Below are 23,425 nucleotides of genomic sequence, written 5' to 3'. Positions count from 1 at the left end.
AATCTGCCCGACATCACTATAATGAACCCGTAATGATAATGCTTAATCGCTGATCTAATGGAAATTATGAATAACTGGAATCAATTTTTAACCGCACAAGGCGCCCGCCCCGTTGCCACCGATGGCGCGCCTGACAGCACCGCCCCCATCGCCGCCACCCCTATCGCCGACTTCGGCCAGTCCCTGACAGTGTCCCAACTACAAGAAGGTTTTGTCGCGGCCATCACGGACCAGGGTTTGATCGGCTTGAACGGCGACGAGGCAGCCAGTTTCCTGCACGGCCAGCTGACCAACGACGTGGAACACCTGAGCCCGGAGCAAGTGCGCCTGGCCGGCTACTGCACGCCGAAAGGCCGGCTGCTGGCCAGTTTCCTGATGTGGCGCAACGCCACCACCATTTATCTGCAATTGCCGCGCGCCATACAGCCAGCCATCCAGAAGCGGCTGCAGATGTTCGTGCTGCGCGCCAAGGCCAAGCTGCACGATGCCTCCGGCGACGAAGCGAACCAGGTCGTCCTGGGCCTGGGCGGCAAGCACGCCAACGCGGCCCTGTCCGCCTGGTTCCCCGCCCTGCCCGCCACGCCGTTCAGCAAGGTCGAACACGCGTCCGGCACCCTGCTGCGCGTGGCCGACGCCTTCGGCAGCCCCCGCTATGAATGGCTGACGTCGGCCGCCACGGCGCGCGACGCGTGGACGCCATTGACCGCACAGCTGGCCAAGGGCGGCAATGACGCCTGGCATTTGTCGGACATCCACGCGGGCATCCCGCAGATCACGGCCGCCACGCAAGAGCAATTCGTGCCGCAAATGGTCAATTTCGAGCTGCTGGGCGGCGTCAATTTCAAGAAAGGCTGCTACCCGGGCCAGGAAATCGTCGCGCGCAGCCAGTATTTGGGCAAGCTCAAGCGCCGCACCACCCTCGTCAGCATCGCTGACGCAAGCGTCGCCGCCGGTGGCGAACTGTTTGCCGTCAGCGACCCCGAGCAGCCTTGCGGCATGGTCGTCAACGCGGCGCCCAGCGGCGACGGCGGCATCGACGCCCTCGTCGAAATGAAGCTGGGGGCGATCGAAGAAGGTTCAAGCGCCACCGGCGCCGTACGCTACGGCTCGGCCCAGGGCGCCGCCGTGCAGTTCCTGTCCATGCCTTACGTGCTCGACGCACTCGACTTGTGAGAATGCCATGAAAGATCTGTACGTTTACTATCAGGTAAAAGAAGAGCACGCCCAGGCGCTGGAAGCGCGGGTCCGCGCCCTGCAAGGCAAGCTGGCGGCCGCTTCGGGCGTGGCGCCGCAACTGAAGCGCCGTCCGGAAGCCAAGGACGGCTTGCAGACGTGGATGGAAATCTACCCCGTCGTCGGCGAAGGCTTTACGGAACTGCTGGCCAGCGTGGCCGAGGAAGCGGGCTTGCTGTCCCTGACGGCTGGCGCGCGGCATACGGAAGTGTTCATGGATTTGCCCCCATGTGCCTGATCGTTTTTGCCTGGAAAGTCAATCCGCACATCCCGCTGATTGCCGCCGCCAACCGCGACGAATTCTATGAACGCGCCAGCGCCCCCGCCGGCGCCTGGCCCGAACACCCGCAAGTGTATGCGGGCCGCGACCTGCAGGCGGGCGGCAGCTGGATGGGCATCACCCAGGCCGGCAGCGGCAGCTCGCGCTTTGCCGCCATCACGAATATCCGCAGCCCGCAAGACCGCAACCCGGACGCCCCCTCGCGCGGCGCCCTGGTGGCAGACTATCTGGCCGGCGACATGTCGCCACAGGATTACATCGCGCAAATCCGCCCCGGCTGCACAGCCTACAACGGTTTCAACCTGGTGCTGGGCGACGCGGATACCCTGATCTGGTTTTCCAACCGGGGCGACGACGATGCGCGCAATGGCCGGCCCTTGGAACCGGGCATCTACGGCCTGTCGAACGCCCTGCTCGACGCGCCGTGGCCGAAGGTGCTGAAAACCAAGGCCCAGTTCGCCAGCCTGCTGTGCCAGGGCGCGCCCGACGAAGCGTACTTCGACATGCTGGCCGACACCACGCGCGCGCCCGACTTCCGTTTGCCGGACACGGGCGTGCCGCTCGACCTCGAGCGCGTGCTGTCCGCCGTCTGCATCGAAACGCCGGGCTACGGCACGCGCACGTCCACCGTCGTGAAACTGTTCCCGGACTCTCCCGGCGAATTGCACGAGCTGGTGATTCAGTAATTGCTGCGGGGCCGGCACCGTCCGGCTCCGCCCCGTTTCCCTCATCCATTCCCTCCCGCGCGGCTTGCTTGCCTTGGCAAAATATCGTTCGCGCAAAAAAAGAAAGCGCTTGCGCAAGCGCTTTCTTTTGTTTACGATAGCTTCAATCGCGGCGACACAGCCGTACCCAATCGCAGTACACAATAATAAAAAAAACCTCAGGAGACACCATGGCCACCATGGAAGATGTAGCGCGGGCGGCGGACGTATCGCTGTCGACCGTCTCTCACGTAGTCAACGGCACCCGCAAGGTCAGCCCGAAAACCGTCGCCGCCGTCAACGCAGCCATGCAGCAGATCGGCTATGTGCCGAACATGCTGGCGCGTGCGCTGGCCGGCTCCTCGTCGGGCACCATCGGCGTGGCCATTTCCGCCTTCACCAATCATTACTTCAGCGAAACCGTGCGCGCCATCGAGGCGGCTTGCACGCGCCATGGCTTGATGATGCTGTTTTCCGATACGCATGACGACCCCGAACAGGAGTTGAAAGTGGTGCAGAACTTGCACCAGCGCCGCGTCGACGGCATCGTGCTGGCGCCGTCCGGCGATCCGCACAACCGCGCCCTCGACTATTTAAATAGCAACAAGATCGCTTCCGTGCTGGTCGACCGCATGTCACCCCAGCCGTTCGACCAGGTGGGCGTGGAAAACACGCACGCCACGGCCGAGCTGGTCAGCCACCTGATCACGGTCCACGGCCACCGCCGCATCGGCTTCATCGCGGGCGCGCCCGGCCTGTCCACGACGGACGAGCGCATCGACGGCTACCGCCTGGCCTTGCAGCGCGCCGACATCGCCTTCGATGGGGACTTGCTGCGCTCGGGCGACTCCAACCTGGAGCGCAGCGGCGCGGCCACGCGCGAATTGCTGGCCCTGCCCGCCGCGCAGCGTCCCACGGCCATCGTCGCCGGCAATAACCTGATGACCATCGGCACCATGCATGCCTTGCGCGACGCGCACATTGCGGTACCTCAAGACGTCGCGCTGGCCGGCTTCGATGATTTCGACTGGGCCGATTATTTCAGCCCCCGCCTGACCGTGATGGCGCAGCCGCTCGAAGAGCTGGGCGCCATGGCCGTCGACCTGTTGATCGACCGCATCGCCAATCCGGGCCGCGCCCAGCACGTGCAGCGCCTGTCGCCGACCTTGCGCGTACGCAACTCCTGCGGCTGCCCCTGACCTTTACATATAGACACACCATGCATCCAGCAATTTCCCTCGGTATCGACCTCGGTACCTCCGAACTGAAAACCGTGCTGATGGACAGCGCAGGCAGCGTGCGCGGCCAGGCGTCCGTGCGCATCGACACCAGCCGCCCGCAAGCAGGCTGGTCCGAACAAGCGCCGCAGGACTGGTGGGCCGCCTGCGTCCAAGCGCTGGCCCAGCTGCGCGCCGGCTGGCCGCAGGACTATGCACAGATCGCCTGCATCGGCCTGTCGGGCCAGATGCACGGCGCCGTGCTGCTCGACGCCAACGATGACGTCATCCGTCCCGCCATCCTGTGGAACGATGCGCGCGCCGAAGCCGAGGCCGCTACCCTGGCGCGCGACTATCCCGCGTATGCGGACGTGACGGGCAGCCTGCCCATGGCGGGCCTGACGGCGCCGAAACTGCTGTGGCTGCAAACACACGAGTCTGACGCCTTCGCCGCCATCGCCTGCCTGCTGTCGCCAAAGGACTACCTGCGCCTGCGCTTGACCGGGATCAAACTCACGGACATGTCCGACGCGGCCGGCACCCTGTGGCTGGACGAGGCCAACCGAGCCTGGTTCGCGCCCATGGTCACGGCCTGCGGTTTGCGCCTGGATCAAATGCCGGCCCTGGCCGAGGGCGACGCCACCACCGGTACCGTGCCGGACGCCGTCGCCGACCAGCTGGGCTTGCCCGCCAACGTGGTGGTGGCGGGTGGCGGCGGCGACAATCCTGTCTCGGCCGTGGGCATCGGCGCCGTCAACGGCGGCGACAGTTTTATCTCGCTGGGCACCAGCGCCGCCATCGTGTCCGTCACCGAAGCGCCCCTGGGCAATCCGGCCGGCGGCGTGCACAGCTTTTGCCACGCCCTGCCCGGCCGCTGGTATGCGATGGGCGCGATCCTGTCCGGCGCCAGCTGTTTGCGCTGGGCGACGGGTATGCTGGGCCAGCCCGACGAAGCGGCCCTGCTGGCGCTGGTGGAAGCGGGTTTGCCGCTCGACGCCCCCGTCGCCCCTTCCGCGCCCCTGTTCCTGCCCTATCTGTCGGGCGAGCGCACGCCGCATAACGACCCGCAAGTGCGCGGCGCCTTTTTGCAACTGGGCCACGACAGCACGCCGGCGCAGCTCGGCTACGCCGTGCTCGAAGGCGTGGCCTTCGCCTTGCGCGACGCCATGGCGGCCGTCACGTCGACGGGCGCCGTCGTTCCCCACTGCATGCTGGTGGGCGGCGGCGCGCGCAGCCAGTACTGGGCGCAATTGCTGGCCAATGTGCTGGGACGCGAAATGCGCACCCTGCACAACAGCGAACTGTCGGCCAGCCTGGGCGCGGCCAAGCTGGGCTTTGCCGCCATCGGCCAGCGCCAGCTGCTGTCCACCGGCTTGCCCATCAAAAACACTTTCCTGCCCGATGCCGCGCACAGCGCCGCCTTGAGCATCCGCTACGGCCGCTACCGTAGCCTGTTTCCCGCCGTGCAAGCCTTGCACCAACTCAGTGATAAGGAATAGTAATGAATCAGCTGCAACAATTGAAGCAACACAGCACCGTCGTCGCCGACACGGGCGACTTCCTGCAACTGGCGCGCTTCGCGCCGCAAGACGCAACCACCAACCCGTCGCTGATCTTGAAGGCCGTGCTGCAGCCCGATTACGCGCCCTTGCTGGAAAGCACGGTCGCCGCGCATCAATCCGCCAGCCTGGACGATATCGTCGATCAGGTGCTGGTGCGCTTCGGCCTGGAAATCCTGAAAGTCGTGCCGGGCCGCGTCTCGACGGAAGTCGACGCCCGTTTAAGCTTTGACCGCGACGCTACCGTCGCCCGCGGTCGCCGCCTGATCGCCCTGTACGAGCAAGCCGGCGTGGCCCGCGAACGCGTGCTGATCAAGGTCGCCGCCACCTGGGAAGGCATCCAGGCCGCGCGCGAGCTGGAAAAAGATGGCATCTTTTGCAACCTGACCCTGCTGTTCGCGTTTTGCCAGGCCGTCGCCTGCGCCGATGCGAACGTGCGCCTGATTTCGCCGTTCGTGGGGCGCATCTACGACTGGCACAAGAAGTCGCAGGGTGCGGCATGGGACGAAGCGGCGCGCAGCCTGTCCAACGATCCGGGCGTGCAATCGGTCACGCGCATCTTCAATTACTACAAGCAACATGGCATCGCCACCCAGGTGATGGGCGCCAGCTTCCGCAACGTGGGCCAGATCACGGCCCTGTCCGGCTGCGACTTGCTGACCATCAGCCCGGACTTGCTGGCCAAGCTGGAAGCGGCGGATGCGCCGTTCGAGCGCGCGCTGGGCGGCGACCTTGGCGCGCCGCAGCCGGCCGTCACGTATGACGAAGCGGCTTTCCGCTATGCCTTGAACGACGACGCGATGGCGACCGAAAAGCTGGCCGAAGGCATCCGCGGCTTCGCCGTCGATGCGGGCAAGCTGGACGCCATGATCGAGAAATTGCGCACTCGCTAAGTTTTCACCCAGTTTTTACCGTAGCACCGTTTGTTTTTTACAATAAAAACCCTTGGAGATCCTCATGAAAAAAGTCATTACCGCCTCCCTGCTGCTGTCCGCCGCCTGCGGCGCCTTCGCCGCCGACAAACCGCTGAAATCCATCGGCGTGAGCGTGGGCGACCTGGCCAACCCGTTTTTTGTCGCCATTGGCCGCGGCGCGGAAGAAAGCGCGAAAAAACTGGGCGGCCCTGGCGTGAAAGTCACGACTGTTTCCAGCAAGTATGACCTGAACACCCAGGTGGACCAGATCGAGAACTTCATCGCCAACAAGACCGACATCATCATCCTGAACGCCGTCGATTCCAAGGGCATCGCGCCAGCTATCAAGAAAGCGCGCAATGCGGGCGTGGTCGTGATCGCCGTCGACGTGGGCGCCGTGGGCGCTTCGGCCACCGTGATGTCCGACAACACCATGGCGGGCGACGTGTCGTGCGCCTACCTGGCCAAGCAGATCGGCGGCAAGGGCAATGTGGTGATCCTGAACGGTCCGCCCGTGACGTCCGTGATCGACCGCGTGAATGGCTGCAAGAAAACCCTGGCCGCGTTCAAGGATATCAAGATTCTGTCCGACAACCAGAACGCCGGCGGCAGCCGCGACGGCGGCATGACCGTGATGTCGAACCTGCTGACGGCCCATCCGAAGATCGACGGCGTGTTCGCCATCAACGATCCGACGGGTATCGGCGCCGAACTGGCGATCAAGCAATCGAAGCGCACGGACGTGAAACTGATCACGGCCGTCGATGGCGCGCCCGATGGCCAGAACGCCCTGAAAAACAAGGCCGGCCTGTTTGCCGCCACCTCGGCGCAAAACCCGTACCGCATGGCCACGGACGCCGTGCAGATGGGCTACGACATCATGAACGGCCGCACGCCGAAACAGACCATGGTGCTGTTGCCGACCCCGGCCATCACCAAGGAAAACGTCGCCACCTACACGGGCTGGGTAAAGAACTGATCTGCCTGACCTGAACCACGCGGCGCCGCCGGCCAGTTACCAGGCGGCGCCAGTTTCACCAGCAAGGAAGGACAGTCATGAGCGACGATATTATTTTTGAAATGCGCGGCATCGAGAAGCGCTTTGGCGCCACGCGCGCGCTGCGCGGCGTGCACCTGACGGTGCGCAGCGGCGAAATCCATGCCGTGATGGGCGAAAACGGCGCCGGCAAGAGCACCCTGATGAAGATTCTGTCGGGCGTGTACACGCCGGACGCGGGCGAAATCATTCTCGACGGCAAGCCGATCCGCATCCGCAACCCCGGCGAGGCCCGCGCGCTGGGCATCAACCTGATCTACCAGGAACTGAGCGTGGCCAAGAACATGACGGTGGCCCAAAACGTCTTCATGGGCAGCGAGCCGCAAGGACCGTTCTGGACCGTCAAGGGCGGCGAAATGCGCGCGCGCACGAACGCCATCCTGGCCGACCTCGGTTCCCGCTTCGACGCGGACACCATGGTGTCCACCCTGTCGATCGCCGAGCAGCAGCAGGTGGAAATCGCCCGCGCCCTCGTGCACGAAAGCCGCATCCTGATCATGGACGAGCCCACTGCCGCCCTGTCCGACCGGGAAACAGAACAATTGTTCCGCATCATCGAAGAACAGCGCGACAAGGGCCTCGCCGTGCTGTACATCAGCCACCGCATGGCCGAGGTGGAACGCCTGGCGCGCCGCATCACGGTGCTGCGCGATGGCGCCTATGTGGGCGAGCTGGGCAAGGATGAGCTGGATCAAAAGAAAGTCGTGCAAATGATGGTGGGCCGCCCCGCCGACGACTTTTATGCGCACCAGCGGCGCACCACGCGGGGCGCCGAGCGCTTGCGCGTGGAAAACGTGGGCGGCGGCAAGGTCAAGCCCGCCTCGTTCAGCCTGCATGCGGGCGAAGTCACGGGCCTGGCCGGCCTCGTCGGCGCGGGCCGCACGGAACTGGCGCGCCTGATCTTTGGCGCCGACAAGAAACAATCGGGACAAGTGTGGCTCGACGGCCAGGAAGTGCATATCCAGCGCCCGCTGGCGGCCATCCGCCACGGCATCGGCTACCTGCCCGAGGACCGCAAGAGCCTGGGACTGTTCATGCAATTGTCGGCCATGGAAAACATGTCGATGAATATACTGTCCAAGCATGCGACGGCGGGCGTGGTCAACCGTGGCGCCCTGACCCAGCTCACGCGCGAGGCGATCAGCAACCTCAACGTCAAGGTGTCCGGGCCGGACGGCATCGTCGGCGGATTGTCTGGCGGCAACCAGCAAAAAGTCTTGCTGGCGCGCTGGCTGGCCATCGCGCCGAAAGTGCTGATCCTCGACGAACCGACGCGGGGCGTGGACGTGGGCGCGAAGAGCGAAATCTACAAGATCATCCACCAGCTGGCCGATGCGGGCACGGCCGTGCTGTGCATTTCCAGCGAACTGGCCGAGCTGGTCGGCATCTGCGACCGCGTGATGGTGATGTGCGAAGGACGCCTGACGGGCGAAGTGACGGGCGACGACATCACGCAGGAAAACATCCTCGCCTATGCCACCCAGCTGGAAGCGGCATAAAAATAATCATTCAGGAGATTCAACATGACAACGACTACCACCCGCGGCGCCGCGCGCGCCGGCGAACCCTTCAATGCCTCGAACCTGATGCGCCGCCTGGGCATGCTGCCCGTGCTGGTGGTGCTGTACCTGGCCATGTATGGCTTGACCGTGTATTTCTCGGCCGACGGCACGTCCACGTTCATGACCAGCAATAACACCATGAACATCTTCCGCCAGGTGTCGATCAACATCGTGCTGGCGTCCGGCATGACTTTCGTCATTTTGACCAGCGGCATCGACCTGTCCGTCGGCTCCGTGCTGGCCGTCTCTGCCGTGGCAGGCATGCTGATGTCGCTGTCGGCCCAGTTCGCCGGCTTTTCGATTCCCGCCTTCCTCATCGTCGGCCTGCTGCTGGGCGCACTCAATGGCGTGCTGGTCGCCCTCGTCGGCCTGAACCCCTTCGTCGTGACCCTCGGCACCATGACGGCCCTGCGCGGCGCCGCTTACCTGCTGGCGGACGGCACCAGCGTGCTGAACACGGAAATCCCAAGCTTCGAATGGATGGGCAACGGCAGCTTCCTGGCCGTGCCCTGGCTGATCTGGCTGGCGGCCGCCGTCGTCGTGCTGACGTGGTTCATTTTGCGCAAGACCACCCTGGGCCTGCATATCTACGCCGTCGGCGGCAATATCCAGGCGGCCCGTTTGACAGGGATCAAAGTCGGTCTCGTCTTGATGTTTGTCTACACGATCAGCGGCCTGTTCGCGGGCCTGGGCGGCGCCATGTCGGCCAGCCGCCTGTATGCGGCCAACGGCAACTGGGGTACCGGTTATGAACTCGATGCCATCGCGGCCGTCGTGCTGGGCGGCACCAGCCTGATGGGCGGCGTGGGTTCCGTCTGGGGCACCGTCATCGGCGCGCTGATCATCGGCGTGATGAACAATGGCTTGACGATCCTGGGCCTGTCGTCGTTCTGGCAGTATGTAGCCAAGGGCGTCGTGATCGTGCTGGCCGTGATTCTGGACAAATGGCGCCAGAGCCACGCGCAAAATTAAGCGTAGCCGCGCGGCGTCCGTATTCGCGGACGCCGTGCGAACCACGCCTGCTTGATTAATCAAGCAAACTGCAGGCGCATTTCCACATGCGCAATCCCCGCCTCTTCGAATACTTCCCCCTGCTGCACAAAACCGTGGCGCGCATAGAACGGCGCGGCCACGGTTTGCGCGTTCAGCACCACCGCCTTGTCGCCCCGTTCGCGGGCTTTGTCCATCAGCAAGGTCAAAATGGCGCCGCCCACGCCCGTGCCCCGGCCCGGCTGGCGCACGGCCATGCGGCCGATGTGGCCGTCAGGCAATAGCCGGCCCGTGCCGATGGCGTTGCCGGCATCGTCATAGGCCACGGCGTGCAGGCAGACGGCGTCCATGTCGTCGAGTTCGATCTCGGCCGGCACTTTTTGTTCATCGACGAAAACTTCAAAACGGATGGCGGTGGCGTCAGGGCCCAGGGTGGCCCAGTCGCCGAGGCGGATGGTGTGCTTGGTCATGGTGTAATGTAGAAAGAGACAGGCCGCAATTGTCGCACGACCTGCCTTTTCACAGAGAGATCAGCTGAGCTTGACCAACTGCTTGCCGAAGTTGCGCCCTTTTAAGAGGCCGATGAACGCTTCCGGCGCGCTGGCCAGGCCGTCAGCCACGGATTCGCGGAATTTCAGCTTGCCCGTCGCCACCAGTGAACCCAGTTCCGCCAGTCCCTGCGGCCAGAATTCCGGCTGCTCGGAAACGATGAAGCCGCGCACGGTGAGGCGGTTGGTGAGGATCAGGCGCGCATTGTCGAGCGGCGTCGGTTCGCCGTTGTAGCCGGCGATCCAGCCGCACACGGCGATCCGGCCAAACGCGTTGGTGCGCGCCAGGGCCGCATCGAAGATGGCGCCGCCCACGTTTTCAAAGATGGCGTCGATACCGTCCGGCGTGGCCGCCGCCAGGTCGGCCTCCAGATTGCCCGCCTTGTAGTCGACGCAGGCGTCGAAACCCAGCTCATTGACCACATACGCGCACTTGTCCGCGCCGCCGGCGATGCCGACGATTCTGCAACCTTTCAATTTCGCCAACTGCCCCACGACGCTGCCCACGGCGCCGCTGGCGGCCGACACGACCACGGTTTCGCCCGCTTTCGGCGCCATGATCTGGTTCAAGCCATACCACGCCGTCATGCCCGGCATGCCGACGGAACCCAGGTAGGCGGAAGCGGGAATGTGCGTCGTATCGACCTTGCGCAGCATGGTGCCGTCCGATACGGCCACTTCCGTCCAGCCCAAAGTGCCCACGACGGTATCGCCCACGGCAAACTTCGGATGCTTCGATTCCAGCACCACACCCACCGTGCCGCCTATCATGGTTTCATCGAGCGCCTGCGGCGCCGCATAGCTTTTATTGGCGCTCATGCGCCCACGCATATAGGGGTCGAGCGACAGGTACTGGTTGCGCACCAGCAATTCGCCATCCTGGATGGCGGGAATGGCTTTGGTTTCCAGGCGAAAATGTGCCGGCTGCACTTCCTCATTGGAGGCGGGGCGCGAGGCGAGGACGATGCGTTGGTAGGTGGTCATGAATGCTCCTTGACGATAGGTAGAGTCAGCGGAAGGCTGGGGTCAGACCCGCCGGGTCTGACCCCGGGTGTCTGTTGCGTAACAACTAAATCTCATAATCCATGCACTGGCGCGCTTCCCGCACGGCGCCAAAGAATGGCTTGATTTTCACGTGCTCGGGATGGTTCTGGTAAGCGTCGAGCGCCTCGCGGCTGGCAAATTCGCTGTACAGCACGATGTCGTAGGTCGCTTCCAGGCCAGGCTGGGCCACGGCTGCCTCGAATTTCAATATGCCGGGCACCAGGTCCGAGCAGGAATCGAGCAGGGCTTTCAATTTCAATGCATTGGTGGCGCGGTCGGCGCCTTCGGCGTGGTCTTTGAGTTTCCAGAAAACGATGTGCTTGATCATGGCGGCAGGCTGCTTGTTTATTAATGAAGCATTACTGTAACCGCTATCGGCGCGTCTTGCAGGAACAGGGTGCGAAATGCAAACGGGCGGCCCTGGAAGCCGCCCACAGACTAGGTTTACCTATATCACAGCACTTCGAACAGCCCGGCCGCGCCCTGCCCGCCGCCTATGCACATGGTCACCACCACGTATTTGACGCCGCGGCGCTTGCCTTCGATCAAGGCGTGGCCCGTCAGGCGGGCGCCCGACACGCCGTACGGGTGGCCGACGGCGATCGCGCCGCCGTTCACGTTCAGGCGGTCCATGGGAATGCCCAGGGTGTCGGCGCAGTACAGCACTTGCACGGCGAACGCTTCATTAAGTTCCCACAGGCCGATGTCAGCTACAGTCAAGCCCGCCTTTTTCAGCAGTTTCGGGATGGCAAACACGGGGCCGATGCCCATTTCATCGGGTTCGCAGCCGGCCACGGCGAAGCCGCGGAAGATGCCCAGCGGCTGCAGCCCTTTCGCTTCAGCCACTTTCGCATTCATGACGATGGCCATAGCCGCGCCATCGGAAAACTGGCTGGCGTTGCCGGCGCTGATGACGCCGCCCGGAATGGCCGGGCGGATCTTCGCCACGCCGTCATACGTCGTGTCCGCGCGGATGCCTTCGTCTGCCGAGATCGTCACTTCGCGCGACACCAGCATGCCGCTGGCCTTGTCGGCCACGCCCATGACGGTGGTCATCGGCACGATTTCCGCATCGAACAGGCCGGCAGCCAGGGCCGCGGCGGCGCGCTGCTGACTTTGCGCGCCGTAGGCATCCTGGCGTTCGCGCGAGATCTGGTAGCGCTTGGCCACGGTCTCGGCCGTCTGCAGCATGGGCCAGTACACTTCCGGCTTGTGCTGCTGCAGCCAGACGTCGCGGTACATATGCGTATTCATTTCATTTTGCACACAGGAAATCGATTCCACGCCGCCAGCCGCATAGATATCGCCTTCGCCGGCGATGATGCGCTGCGCCGCCAGGGCGATGGCCTGCAAGCCCGAGGAACAAAAACGGTTGACGGTCATGCCTGCCGTCGTGACGGGGCAGCCGCCGCGCAAGGCCACCTGGCGCGCGATGTTGCCGCCCGTGGCGCCTTCGGGAAAGGCGCAGCCGACCAGCACGTCTTCCACTTCCTCCGCCTCGATGCGCGCGCGCTCGACGGCGGCCGCAAGCACATGGCCGCCCAGGGTAGCGCCATGCGTCATGTTGAACGCGCCCTTCCAGGACTTGGCCAGGCCCGTGCGGGCGGTCGATACGATGACGGCTTCATTCATGCTGTGTCTCCTTGTGGGAATGTTATATGGTCGGATGATAGATCTGCGGAATCAGAATAGCACATTTAAGTACGGTCGTTCGCAAAGTTGAAATGAATGGCAATTTGTAAGCTTGCTGTAAGTTTCAAGCAAGCATGACGTAAGGTTCGGAGAACACACTCGCCTCCAGCTGTTGCAAGAATGGTCAAAAAGACCGCGGCAATGGTTCACTATAAAACATAGGGAGACAAACCATGGCATCACCATCCGGCTCTGCCGACGTACGGAAAATTTCCACCAAAGGAACGCCGATTACGCCAGAGGAACGCAAGGTCATCTTTGCATCCTCCTTGGGCACCGTCTTTGAATGGTACGATTTTTACCTGTACGGTTCGCTGGCATCGATCATCGCCAAGCAATTCTTCATCGGCGACCCCACCACCACCTTCATCTTCGCGCTGCTGGCCTTTGCCGCCGGCTTCATCGTGCGTCCGTTCGGCGCGCTGGTCTTCGGCCGCCTGGGCGACATGATCGGCCGCAAGTACACTTTCCTGATCACCATTCTGATCATGGGCGGCTCCACCTTCATCGTCGGCTTGCTGCCGGGCCATGCGTCCATCGGCATCGCCGCACCGATCATCCTCGTCATCCTGCGCATCCTGCAAGGCCTGGCGCTGGGCGGCGAGTACGGCGGCGCAGCCACCTACGTGGCCGAGCATGCGCCTGAAGGCAAGCGCGGCGCGTTCACGGCGTGGATACAGACGACGGCAACCCTGGGCTTCTTCCTGTCGCTGATGGTCATCCTGGGCACCCGCCTGGCCACCGGCGAGAAGGATTTCGAAGCGTGGGGCTGGCGCATTCCCTTCCTCGTCTCCGTCATCCTGCTGGGTATTTCCGTGTGGATCCGCCTGGCCATGAATGAATCGCCGGCATTTGCAAAAATGAAGGCCGAGGGCAAGACCTCGAAAGCCCCGCTGACGGAAGCGTTCGGCAAGTGGAAAAACCTGAAGATCGTCATCCTGGCCCTGATCGGCTTGACCGCCGGCCAGGCAGTCGTGTGGTACACGGGCCAGTTCTACGCCCTGTTCTTCATGATCCAGACCCTGAAAGTGGACCTGGCAACGGCCAACGTGCTCGTCGCCGTCGCCCTGCTGCTGGCCACGCCGTTCTTCCTGTTCTTCGGCAGCCTGTCCGACCGCATCGGCCGCAAGTACATCATCCTCGGCGGCTGCCTGATCGCCGCGGCCACCTACTTCCCGATCTTCAACGGCCTGACCCACTTCGCCAACCCGCAGCTGGAAGCGGCACTGAAAAACTCGCCAGTGGTCGTCGTGGCCGATCCGGCTTCCTGCCACTTCCAGTTCAACATGACGGGTACGAAGAAGTTCCCATCGTCGTGCGACATCGCCACGGGCTTCCTGTCGAACAGCTCGGTGAACTACACGAAGGAAGACGCGCCGGCCGGCAGCATCGCCAAGGTGCGCATCGGTACGAAGGAATTTAGCTCGTTCAACGCTGTCATGACGCCGGACGGCCTGAACTTCGATGCGGACAGCAAGGCCCACGAAGCGGCGCTGAAGAAAGAACTGGGCGCCGGCATCAAGGAAGCGGGCTACCCTGCGAAAGCGGATCCGGACCAGATCAACAAGCCGATGGTCGTCTTGCTGCTGTTCATCCTGGTGCTGTACGTGACCATGGTGTATGGCCCGATCGCCGCCATGCTGGTGGAAATGTTCCCGACGCGTATACGTTACACCTCGATGTCCCTGCCCTACCATATCGGTAACGGCTGGTTCGGCGGCTTGCTGCCGACCACGGCCTTCGCGCTGGTGGCCTTCAAGGGCGACATTTATTATGGCCTGTGGTATCCGATCGTCGTCGCCCTGGCGACTGTCGTGATCGGCACCCTGTTCGTCAAGGAAACCAAGGACAACAATATCTACGCCGACGATTAAATGGATGCCAGCCCCGGCCGCAAGACCGGGGTCCGCAAAGCAAAACGCCGCTGACTGGTCAGCGGCGTTTTTTTATGTGGCGTCTATGGCGGCAGGCTTACTTGTCGTTTTTCTTTTTCAGCTGGTCGCGCTGCTGCACGTATTCCTGGTAGCTGGTCTGGTTGCGCTTGCGGCAGGCGTTGCGGTCGTCAAAATTATTGAGGCTGTTGCAATACTCGCCGATCTTGTCCCGGTTTGCGTCATACAGTACTTCACAGCCAGTAATGGCCAGCAAGAAGGGAATGATCAGATATTTCATTGCTACTCTCATGGATAGGGACGGGATTGCGCGAAAAACACCAGATTGCCCACTGGATAAGCGGGCAGCTTTATCTTAACGCGATCCTGGCGAAAAGTACAAGCGCTCGGTATTACTTATTAGAAAGGATTACCTGCGCGCGCGCCACTGCATGCTATGGTGGAAGTTTCTCTTACCGGACTCGTCCCCAGGCATGCCGACCATTCCTCCCGCCCCCTGCGGCCCGCTGCAGCACCAATTCGACGCCTTGCTGCAAGACGTCTGCGCCAGCCTGGCTGCGCACGCCGGCAACTTGCTGGACGGCATATACCTGTACGGCAGCATCGCCCGCGGCGATGCCACGCCGGGCGTGTCCGACCTCGACCTGACCCTGGTGCTGCGCCAGCCGCCCACGCCGCCGCAGCGGGAAACGCTGGAAGCGCTGCGCCTGGCCCTGCAGGCACGCCGCCGGGAAGTACTGAAGATCGATTTCGATATCGGCCACCGTGCCCAGGTGCTGGCGCCGGAGCACCTGTACAGCTGGGGCTACTGGCTCAAGCACCAGTGCCGCTGCCTGTGGGGCGAGGACCTGGCACCGCACTTTGCGCCGTTCTCTCCCTCGCGCGCCATCGCCCAGGCCGTGAATGGCGACTTTGCCCGCGTGCTGGACGATTATGCGCGGCGCCTCGATGACGAGCGCGACCCTGCCGCCATCGCCCGCCTGCAGCGCGAGGCATCGCGCAAGCTGATCCGTTCCTGCAACCTGCTGCGCCAGGATGGCGATCCCGGCTGGCCCGCCAGCCTGGACGAGCATGCCGCGCTGTTGCTGCGCCGCTATCCCGCCATGCAGGCGCAGGCAGCCTATTTTCTTGCCCAGGCCCGGCCCGGCGCCGCGCCGTCCAGCGGCTTTGCGCCGGCGCTGCGCCAGTTCACGCAGTGGCTGGTGCAGCAACAGGCGGGCTAGACGCCAGTCCCGTCGTTCAACAGCGGATTGCCGGCCGCAAACGCCGCCAGGTGTTCGAGCAACACGCGCACGCGGGCCGGCAGGTAGCGCCGCTGCGTCCACACGGCGTACACGTGGCGCGGCTGCGGCATCCAGTCGGGCAGCACGCGCACCAGGCTGCCGCTGGCCACTTCGTCACGGCATTGCAGAAGCGGACACAGCAGGATGCCGATGCCCGCGTCGGCCATTTCCACGGCCAGGCGCATCTCGTTCACACGCAGGCGCGCCTGCGGTTCGATCACCATTTCGGCGCCGTCGCCGGGCCGCCGCAAGCGCCAGGTGCGCAGCGGTTCGGCCACGATCAGCTCATGCTTTTCCAGTTCCTGCAAGTCGCGCGGCACGCCGGCGCGCGCCAGGTAGCCGGGCGCGGCCACCATCACCAGCGCGGCGCTGCCCAGACGGCGCTGCATCAGCGAGGAATCGTCGAGCGAGCCCACGCGGATGGCCAGGTCGGCGCCGCTGCCCACCAGGTCTTGCAGCAGGTTCGACAGTTCCAGCTCCAGGCGGATGTCCGGATACTTCTGCATGAAGCTGACCCAGGCCGGCGTCAGCAAGCCGCTGGCGAAGTTGACGGGCGCCAGCACGCGGATGCTGCCCGAGACGGCCGACAGGCTGGCGTCGAGCTGCTGCGTGGCTTGCCGCAGGGCATGGACCAGGGGACGGCACTGCTCGTAGTATTGCCAGCCTTCCGCCGTCGGCTGCAAGCGGCGCGCGCTGCGGTTGAGCAAGCGGTAACCGAGCTGGCTTTCCAGCTTTTGCAGCCGGCGCGTGACGGTGGCGGCGGGCAAGTCTTCCTTGACGGCCGCCGCATGCAGGCTGCCCGCCTCGACAATGGAAACAAACAGGGCTAAATCATCGAGCATGATTGCATTTTCGGAATTTGAAATTAAAAATATGGCTCTAGTATAGATTGCTGCAAGTTGTTACGCTGCCCTTTCCTTACCATTTTGAAAGTGTCCCATGTCCGAAGCCCTGCGTTTGCGTTGCGTATTTGCCTTCCTGATGTCGCTGGTCATGACCCTGCTGATGAGCGCCTGGGTCACCTGGCTCAATATCGGCCTGCAGGCGGACTTCCTGCCCCGCTGGCGCCACGCGTTCTTTGCCGCCTGGCCCGTGGCCTTCTGCGCCGTGATGCTGTTCGCGCCCCGCGTGCAAGTCATCAGCCGCAATATCGTCACCCGGCTGGCGCGCCCGGCGCCAAGCTGCCCCGCCTGCGCGGCCGATGCGCCATGTGCCTGCGTCCGCCGACCTTAACCAGCAGTCGGCCACCGGCAGTATCACTCGGTCACTCCCGCCCACGGCCGCCCTGATCCGGGCTATGCTATGGCCGTCCTTGTTTTTACTGCGGAGTGACCATGCTCGACCACGTTTCCCTCACCGTCAGCGACCTGGAACGCGCCGAGCGCTTCTACGACGCCATCTTCGCCGCGCTCGGCGTGCCCAAGGTGGGCAGCGACCATGCCAATGCGTGGATAGGCTATGGCGAGCGCAGCGATGCGGAACACCCCGAACGCAGCTATTTTTCCGTCCGCCTGGGCCCCGCGCCCGGCGACGCGCCGCGCCGCCATTGCTGCTTCAAGGCCCCCTCGCGCGCGGCCGTGGAAGCGTTCTGGCACGCTGGGCTGGCGCAGGGCGGCATCGACCTGGGCGCGCCCGGCTTGCGCCACTATCACGCCAGCTATTACGCGGCCTTTTTGTTCGATCCCGACGGCAACCGCATCGAAGCCGTCTGCCACCACGCCGACGCCGGCTGACAGGACGGGAAATCCACCTCTGTTCGGCATTTCCACTTCGTGACGATTTGCCTATAATGGCTGGCACGCCATACCGGTCCCCGGTCCCTGCACCAAGAAGGAGATTCATGCATCATCTATTCGTCGGCCGCCCCGCGCGCACCATGCTCCTCTCCAGCGCCGGCTTGCTGCTGGCAGGCTGTTTTTCAGGCTGCTCCCTGTTGCCATCGACCCCGGTCATGCCCGGCGTGCCGGCTACCGCCGCCCTGCCCGACGCCAGCATCGCCTACACCGTGAGCGGCCAGGGCGGCGTGCCCGTCGTGTTCCAGTCGGGCATGGGCGACGGCAAGGATGTGTGGGCCAAGGTGGCGCCCGAAGTGGCCAAGCAGCACCGCGTGCTCGTGTACGACCGTCCCGGCTACGGCGACAGCAAGAAAACCACCACGCCGCGCGACCCGTGCACCATCGCTGCCCAGCAGCGCGCCCTGCTGGCGCAAGCTGGCTTGAAACCGCCGTATGTGCTGGTCGGCCATGGCTTGGGCGGGCTGTACCAGTATGTGTATGCGAAGCTGTACCCGCAGGACGTGGCCGGCCTGGTCTTGCTCGATCCCACGCACCCGCAGCAATGGAACCGCCTGCAGACGGACGCATCCACCTACGCCATGCTCGTCAAGACGCGGCGCAAGCTGATGTTCAACAGTACGGAATCGGCCGAATTCGATGCCCAGACGCAATGTCTGCAGCACGTCGACATGGGCAGCCCGCTGCGCGTGCCCGCCATGCTGCTGGTGCGCGACAAGTTCGGCATCGAGGAAATGGGCTCGTTTGAAAACGTGGTGCGGGCCCAGGAAAAGGATTGGCAGCGCCTGTCCGGCGCGCCAGCCATCGAGCGCATCACGGGCGCCGGCTACTACATCCAGAAGGACAACCCCGTCATCGTCAACGAGGCGGTCAAGATGGTAGCGAAGAAGAAATAAAAAAAGGGCAGAGAAATCTGCCCTTTGTCATTCAACAACCCAACATCAACTATTGAAGCCCTTGCCTTCGCCCGCCAGCTTCACCAGCAGGGGCGCAGGCGTCCACGCTTCGCCGTGGCGGCCTTTCGCATAGCCGGCGATGGTGTCGAGCACGTTCGGCAAGCCGACCGTGTCCGCGTAGAACATCGGGCCGCCGCGGAACAGCGGGAAGCCGTAGCCCGTCAGATACACCATGTCGATGTCCGAGGCGCGCAGGGCGATGCCCTCTTCCAGGATGCGCGCGCCTTCGTTGACGAGCGCATACACGAGCCGTTCGACGATTTCCTGGTCGCCGATCTTGCGCCGCGCCACGCCGATGTCGGCGGAGTGCTGGACTATCAAGGCGTTGACCTGTTCCGAGGCGTACGCCTTGCGGTCGCCCGGCTTGTAGTCGTACCAGCCGGCGCCCGTCTTCTGGCCATAGCGCCCCAGTTCGCACAGCAGGTCGGCCGTCTTCGAATACGTCACTTCCGGTTTTTCCACGTAGCGGCGCTTGCGGATGGCCCAGCCGATGTCGTTGCCGGCCAGGTCGCCCATGCGGAACGGGCCCATGGCAAAGCCGAATTTCTCGACGGCCTTGTCGACCTGCTCCGGCAGGCAGCCTTCTTCCAGCAGGAAACCGGCTTGGCGGCTGTATTGCTCGATCATGCGGTTGCCGATGAAACCGTCGCACACGCCGGAAACGACGCCCGTCTTTTTCAGCTTTTTCGACAACGCCAGCGCCGTGGCCAGCACGTCCTTGCCCGTTTCCTTGCCGCGGACGATTTCCAGCAGCTTCATGACGTTCGCCGGGCTGAAGAAATGCGTGCCGACCACGTCTTGCGGGCGCTGGGTGAACGCGGCGATCTTGTCCAGGTCCAGGGTCGAGGTGTTCGAGGCGAGGATGGCGCCCGGCTTCATGACGGCGTCGAGCTGCCTGAACACGGTTTCCTTGACGCCCAGTTCTTCGAAGACGGCTTCGATGACGATGTCCGCCTGCGCGATGTCCGCATACGCCAACGTGCCGCTGACCAAGGCGATGCGCTGCTCGGCCTTGTCCTGCGTCAATTTGCCCTTCTTGACCGTGTTTTCATAATTCTTGCGGATGGTGGCCAGGCCCTTGTCCAGCGCTTCCTGCTTCGTTTCCAGCAAGGTCACGGGGATGCCCGCGTTGGCGAAATTCATGGCGATGCCGCCGCCCATGGTGCCGGCGCCGACAATCGCCGCGCTGGCGATGGCGCGCACGGGCGTGTCGGCCGGCACGTCGGGCACCTTGCTGGCGACCCGCTCGGCAAAGAAGGCGTGGCGCAGGGCTTTCGATTCCGGCGACTGCACCAGCTGCATGAACAGTTCGCGCTCGTACTTCAAGCCCTCGTCGAATTTCATCGTCACGGCGGCCGCCACGGCATCGACGCATTTCAGCGGTGCGGGGAACGGGCCGGACATGGCTTTCACGGTATTGCGCGAAAACTGCAGGAACGCTTCGTGGTTCGGGTAATCGACCTTGCGCTCGCGCACTTTCGGCAGCGGGCGCACGTCGCCCACTTTCGTGGCAAAGGCCACGGCGGCGGCCAGCAAGTCCGCGCCGGGCGCGATGACTTCGTCGAACAGGGCCGTGCCGGCCAGTTTTTCCGACGCCACGGGCGTGCCCGAGACGATCATGTTCAAGGCCATTTCCAGGCCCAGCACGCGCGGCAGGCGCTGCGTGCCGCCCGCGCCCGGCAAGATGCCGAGTTTGACTTCAGGCAAGGCCATCTGCGCGCCAGGCGCGGCCACGCGGTAGTTGCAGCCCAGCGCCAGCTCCAGGCCGCCGCCCATGCAGACGCTGTGGATGGCTGCCACCACGGGCTTGGTCGATTGCTCGACGACATTGATCAAGGTGTGCAGCGTTGGTTCCGTGAGCGCCTTGGGCGAATTGAATTCCTTGATATCGGCGCCGCCCGAAAAGGCCTTGCCGGCGCCCGTGATGACGATGGCTTTGACGGCGTCGTCCGCCAGCGCCTGGCGGATGCCGGCCACGGCGGCCGTGCGCGTCGCCAGGCCCAGGCCGTTGACGGGCGGGTTGGCCAGGGTAATGACGGCAACGGCGCCGTTCACTTGATATTCAGCACTCATGTCTCTTCCTTGTTGGTCTATAGGTTTTTGCTTGGCGATGAGGTGGTTGCAAGGGATGAAGCTGCACTATACCGCATAAAAGAACGCTCGTATTATTTTTGTCGTGCGCGCGCCGGCGCCAGCATGGTACGCCATGGTACAACATCATTTGCGGAAAGATTCTGCTGCATGCAGCAAGGTCCAGTAGAAGCTATCACTTGAATATTCATTTAAATAATAAAAGCACAATAATAATAACGCCGTTTTATTATGTAAGAAAATGCGTTTGTTATATGCCGGCATGGGCCAATTACGACAGTTTTTACATTATTTATTCCCGCCCCTTGTTTTTCGCCAGATGCTGGGGAATAATAAAATTGTTGATACAAATCAATACTCTACAATTTATCTACAATAAGGCATACCGCAGGAAAAACACTGGCGGCCGTTCTGCGCGCACATTCTCACCGATTATCACCAGATGTCGACCGCGGCAATAACATTGCTGCCTTTTATGGATAGCAGTAAAAGTAATAGCAGCGGCATTATCGTTCCCATTCCTCTTCTCACCCCGAAGGAAATACTATGGACGCAGCCAGCCATGTCAGCCACTCCCAGGATCTGGACTTACAAGCGATAAATACTGCACTGAACCGTGTCCAGGCCGTGATCGAATTCGAACTCGACGGCACCATCCTGCATGCGAACGACAATTTCCTGCGCGTCGTCGGCTATACCCTGGCGGAAGTACAAGGCAAGCACCATGCCATCTTCTGCGACCCCGAATATGTCAAGACGGATGAATACAGCAACTTCTGGGCCAAGCTGGGACGTGGCGAGTTCGACCATGGCGAATACAAGCGCCGCGCCAAGGATGGGCGCGAAGTGTGGATCAACGCGTCCTACAACCCCATCCTCGACGCGGACGGCAAGCCGTATAAAGTCATCAAGTTTGCCACCGACATCACGGCCACCAAGCGCCGCAACGCCGATTACGAAGGCAAGATCGACGCCATCAGCAAGGCCCAGGCCGTGATCGAATTCCGGCTCGACGGCACCGTCCTCGACGCCAACGACAATTTCCTCAAGTCCGTCGGCTACACGCTCGACGAGATCAAGGGCAAGCACCACCGCATGTTTTGCCTGCCCGACTACGCCAACAGCGACGACTATGCGCAGTTCTGGCACAAGCTGGGGCAAGGCCAGTTCGACGCGGGCGAATACAAGCGCGTCACCAAGGACGGCCGCGAAATCTGGCTCAACGCCTCGTACAATCCCATTTTCGATACGGAAGGCCGGCCCTTCAAGGTGGTCAAGTTCGCCAGCGACGTCACGGCCCTGAAAAAGCGCAACGCCGAGTACGAAGGCAAGGTCAGCGCCATCGGCAAGGCGCAGGCCGTAATCGAATTCGACATGCAGGGCAATGTGCTGGACGCGAACGACAATTTCCTCGCCGTCATGGACTATGACTTGAGCGATATCAAGGGCGAGCACCACCGCATGTTTTGCGAACCCGAGTATGCGAGCAGCGCCGAGTACAAGAAATTCTGGCAAAAGCTCAACCGCGGCGAATTCGACGCGGGCCGCTACAAGCGCCTGGGCAACCATGGCAAGGTGGTGTGGATACAGGCCACCTACAACCCCATCCTGGACCTCAACGGCAAGCCGTATAAGGTGGTCAAGTTCGCCATCGACATCAGCGAACAGGTGAACCTGGAAAACAGCATCCAGTCCAAGGCCGCCAACGACAGCCGCAAGGTCAATGCCCTGCTCGAATCGGTGGCGCGCGCGGCGCAAGGCGACCTGACCTGCAATATCGTGCCCGAGGGCGACGAGCCGATCGACCTGCTGGCCGGCGGCATCAGCAAGATGATCATCGACTTGCGCGGCGTGATCGGCAACGTGGTGTCGGCGGCGAACGGCTTTGCCGACGCCTCGCACGCGATCGCCGAACGGGCCACGGGCGTGGCCGTGGGCACGCAGGCGCTGGGCGCCACGGTGGAAGAAATGAACGCCTCCATCGACGGCCTGACCTTTTCCATCAATTCCATCGCGGAAAACACCTCGAACGCCGATTACCTGGCGAAAGCCACGCAGCAGGAAGCGGAAGCGGGCGCGCGCGCCGTCGCCAAGTCGATCGAAGCGATGGACTTGATCAACCGCTCGTCGGAAGACATCGGCGAAATCGTCAAGGTGATCAGCGAAATCGCCAACCAGACCAACATGCTGGCCTTCAATGCGGCCATCGAGGCGGCGCGCGCGGGCGAGCACGGCCTGGGCTTTTCCGTCGTCGCCGACGAGGTGCGCAAGCTGGCCGAGCGCTCTTCGCAGGCGACCAAGGAAATTTCCAAGCTGATCAACGAATCCGTCAAGCGCGTCTCGACGGGCAGCGAAATCTCCCGCCAGGCCAGCGACGCCTTCGACAAGATCGTCTCGGGCGTGGCGAAGACCACCCTGGCCATCTCGGACATCTCGAAGGCGGCCAACGAGCAGCTGCTGACGGCGCGCGAAGTGTCCACGGCCATCCAGTACATTGCCGAGGAAACGGAAAAGTCGGCCGCCAACTGCGACAGCATCGCCCGCTCGACGGATGGCTTGAACGAGCGCGCGGGCAGCCTGAACCAGACTGTCTCCGGCTTCGTGGTGTAG

The 23,425-nt window shown here is 63.1% G+C and carries 22 protein-coding genes; 15 read left to right on the top strand and 7 right to left on the bottom strand.

The features are described 5' to 3' along the window. The first annotated feature begins 57 nt into the window (after positions 1 to 57). From OX460_RS04625 to OX460_RS04585, 9 genes are all read left to right on the top strand, one after another. Positions 58 to 1,173: a folate-binding protein gene (locus OX460_RS04625; RefSeq protein WP_289897837.1), complete on the top strand. Its 1,116-nt coding sequence runs from the start codon at positions 58 to 60 to the stop codon at positions 1,171 to 1,173. Between the two features lie 7 nt (positions 1,174 to 1,180). Then, positions 1,181 to 1,471 carry a DUF4936 family protein gene (locus tag OX460_RS04620; protein WP_289897836.1) on the top strand — a complete coding sequence of 97 codons (291 nt, stop codon included), beginning with the start codon at positions 1,181 to 1,183 and terminating at the stop codon, positions 1,469 to 1,471. Next, complete coding sequence (locus tag OX460_RS04615; RefSeq protein WP_289897835.1) at positions 1,462 to 2,199, top strand: NRDE family protein; 738 nt, start codon at positions 1,462 to 1,464, stop codon at positions 2,197 to 2,199. Before OX460_RS04620 ends, OX460_RS04615 begins: the two co-directional genes overlap by 10 nt. Before the next feature lie 209 nt (positions 2,200 to 2,408). Next, a complete protein-coding gene (locus tag OX460_RS04610; protein WP_289897834.1) occupies positions 2,409 to 3,416 on the top strand; it encodes a LacI family DNA-binding transcriptional regulator in 1,008 nt (335 codons plus the stop codon). 32 nt (positions 3,417 to 3,448) lie between these two features. Next, entirely contained in the window at positions 3,449 to 4,933 is a 1,485-nt protein-coding gene (xylB, locus tag OX460_RS04605; RefSeq protein WP_354669819.1) for a xylulokinase, read from the top strand. A gap of 2 nt (positions 4,934 to 4,935) precedes the next feature. Further along, on the top strand, positions 4,936 to 5,886 hold the full coding sequence (tal, locus tag OX460_RS04600; RefSeq protein WP_099667896.1) for a transaldolase: 951 nt from the start codon (positions 4,936 to 4,938) through the stop codon (positions 5,884 to 5,886). A gap of 64 nt (positions 5,887 to 5,950) precedes the next feature. Further along, complete coding sequence (locus OX460_RS04595; RefSeq protein WP_077404737.1) at positions 5,951 to 6,886, top strand: ABC transporter substrate-binding protein; 936 nt, start codon at positions 5,951 to 5,953, stop codon at positions 6,884 to 6,886. A 77-nt stretch (positions 6,887 to 6,963) separates the two neighbouring features. Further along, complete coding sequence (locus OX460_RS04590; protein ID WP_289897832.1) at positions 6,964 to 8,463, top strand: sugar ABC transporter ATP-binding protein; 1,500 nt, start codon at positions 6,964 to 6,966, stop codon at positions 8,461 to 8,463. Between the two features lie 24 nt (positions 8,464 to 8,487). Continuing rightward, on the top strand, positions 8,488 to 9,498 hold the full coding sequence (locus OX460_RS04585; protein ID WP_099667894.1) for a ribose ABC transporter permease: 1,011 nt from the start codon (positions 8,488 to 8,490) through the stop codon (positions 9,496 to 9,498). 59 nt (positions 9,499 to 9,557) lie between these two features. Here the strand turns inward: OX460_RS04585 and OX460_RS04580 are convergent, their stop codons facing one another. From OX460_RS04580 to OX460_RS04565, 4 genes are all read right to left on the bottom strand, one after another. Beyond that, positions 9,558 to 9,986: a GNAT family N-acetyltransferase gene (locus OX460_RS04580; protein WP_289897831.1), complete on the bottom strand. Its 429-nt coding sequence runs from the start codon at positions 9,984 to 9,986 to the stop codon at positions 9,558 to 9,560. 60 nt (positions 9,987 to 10,046) lie between these two features. Then, positions 10,047 to 11,048, bottom strand: a complete 1,002-nt coding sequence (locus tag OX460_RS04575) for an NADP-dependent oxidoreductase (RefSeq protein ID WP_289897830.1) — start codon at positions 11,046 to 11,048, stop codon at positions 10,047 to 10,049. An 85-nt stretch (positions 11,049 to 11,133) separates the two neighbouring features. Continuing rightward, positions 11,134 to 11,436, bottom strand: coding sequence for a Dabb family protein (locus tag OX460_RS04570; protein ID WP_289897829.1), 303 nt, complete (start codon positions 11,434 to 11,436; stop codon positions 11,134 to 11,136). 125 nt (positions 11,437 to 11,561) lie between these two features. After that, the gene (locus tag OX460_RS04565; protein ID WP_289897828.1) at positions 11,562 to 12,740 is read right to left on the bottom strand and encodes an acetyl-CoA C-acyltransferase; all 1,179 of its coding nucleotides are present in this window, start codon (positions 12,738 to 12,740) and stop codon (positions 11,562 to 11,564) included. A gap of 233 nt (positions 12,741 to 12,973) precedes the next feature. Between OX460_RS04565 and OX460_RS04560 the strand changes: the two genes are divergently transcribed. Then, a complete protein-coding gene (locus OX460_RS04560) occupies positions 12,974 to 14,674 on the top strand; it encodes an MFS transporter (protein WP_099667890.1) in 1,701 nt (566 codons plus the stop codon). A 97-nt stretch (positions 14,675 to 14,771) separates the two neighbouring features. Here OX460_RS04560 and OX460_RS04555 read toward each other — a convergent pair whose 3' ends face one another. Beyond that, complete coding sequence (locus OX460_RS04555; RefSeq protein ID WP_077404762.1) at positions 14,772 to 14,972, bottom strand: hypothetical protein; 201 nt, start codon at positions 14,970 to 14,972, stop codon at positions 14,772 to 14,774. A gap of 193 nt (positions 14,973 to 15,165) precedes the next feature. Between OX460_RS04555 and OX460_RS04550 the strand changes: the two genes are divergently transcribed. Further along, positions 15,166 to 15,915: a nucleotidyltransferase domain-containing protein gene (locus OX460_RS04550; RefSeq protein ID WP_289897827.1), complete on the top strand. Its 750-nt coding sequence runs from the start codon at positions 15,166 to 15,168 to the stop codon at positions 15,913 to 15,915. Here the strand turns inward: OX460_RS04550 and OX460_RS04545 are convergent. Then, on the bottom strand, positions 15,912 to 16,817 hold the full coding sequence (locus tag OX460_RS04545) for a LysR family transcriptional regulator (protein WP_099667888.1): 906 nt from the start codon (positions 16,815 to 16,817) through the stop codon (positions 15,912 to 15,914). The genes OX460_RS04550 and OX460_RS04545 overlap by 4 nt on opposite strands. Before the next feature lie 97 nt (positions 16,818 to 16,914). Between OX460_RS04545 and OX460_RS04540 the strand changes: the two genes are divergently transcribed. The 3 genes from OX460_RS04540 (at position 16,915) to OX460_RS04530 (ending at position 18,664) form a co-directional block, all read left to right on the top strand. Next, on the top strand, positions 16,915 to 17,208 hold the full coding sequence (locus OX460_RS04540) for a DUF2798 domain-containing protein (protein WP_289897826.1): 294 nt from the start codon (positions 16,915 to 16,917) through the stop codon (positions 17,206 to 17,208). Between the two features lie 101 nt (positions 17,209 to 17,309). Further along, positions 17,310 to 17,708 carry a VOC family protein gene (locus OX460_RS04535; RefSeq protein WP_289897825.1) on the top strand — a complete coding sequence of 133 codons (399 nt, stop codon included), beginning with the start codon at positions 17,310 to 17,312 and terminating at the stop codon, positions 17,706 to 17,708. Positions 17,709 to 17,815: 107 nt separating this feature from the next. Then, on the top strand, positions 17,816 to 18,664 hold the full coding sequence (locus OX460_RS04530; protein ID WP_289897824.1) for an alpha/beta hydrolase: 849 nt from the start codon (positions 17,816 to 17,818) through the stop codon (positions 18,662 to 18,664). A 45-nt stretch (positions 18,665 to 18,709) separates the two neighbouring features. Here the strand turns inward: OX460_RS04530 and OX460_RS04525 are convergent, their stop codons facing one another. After that, a complete protein-coding gene (locus tag OX460_RS04525; RefSeq protein ID WP_289897823.1) occupies positions 18,710 to 20,797 on the bottom strand; it encodes a 3-hydroxyacyl-CoA dehydrogenase NAD-binding domain-containing protein in 2,088 nt (695 codons plus the stop codon). 564 nt (positions 20,798 to 21,361) lie between these two features. Between OX460_RS04525 and OX460_RS04520 the strand changes: the two genes are divergently transcribed. After that, a complete protein-coding gene (locus OX460_RS04520) occupies positions 21,362 to 23,425 on the top strand; it encodes a PAS domain-containing methyl-accepting chemotaxis protein (RefSeq protein ID WP_289897822.1) in 2,064 nt (687 codons plus the stop codon).

The sequence above is a fragment of the Janthinobacterium sp. SUN033 genome, from assembly GCF_030397595.1.
Taxonomy (GTDB): domain Bacteria; phylum Pseudomonadota; class Gammaproteobacteria; order Burkholderiales; family Burkholderiaceae_D; genus Janthinobacterium; species Janthinobacterium kumbetense.
The sequence above is the reverse complement of the archived record's forward strand: the minus strand, read 5'-3'. Positions and strand labels throughout refer to the sequence as shown.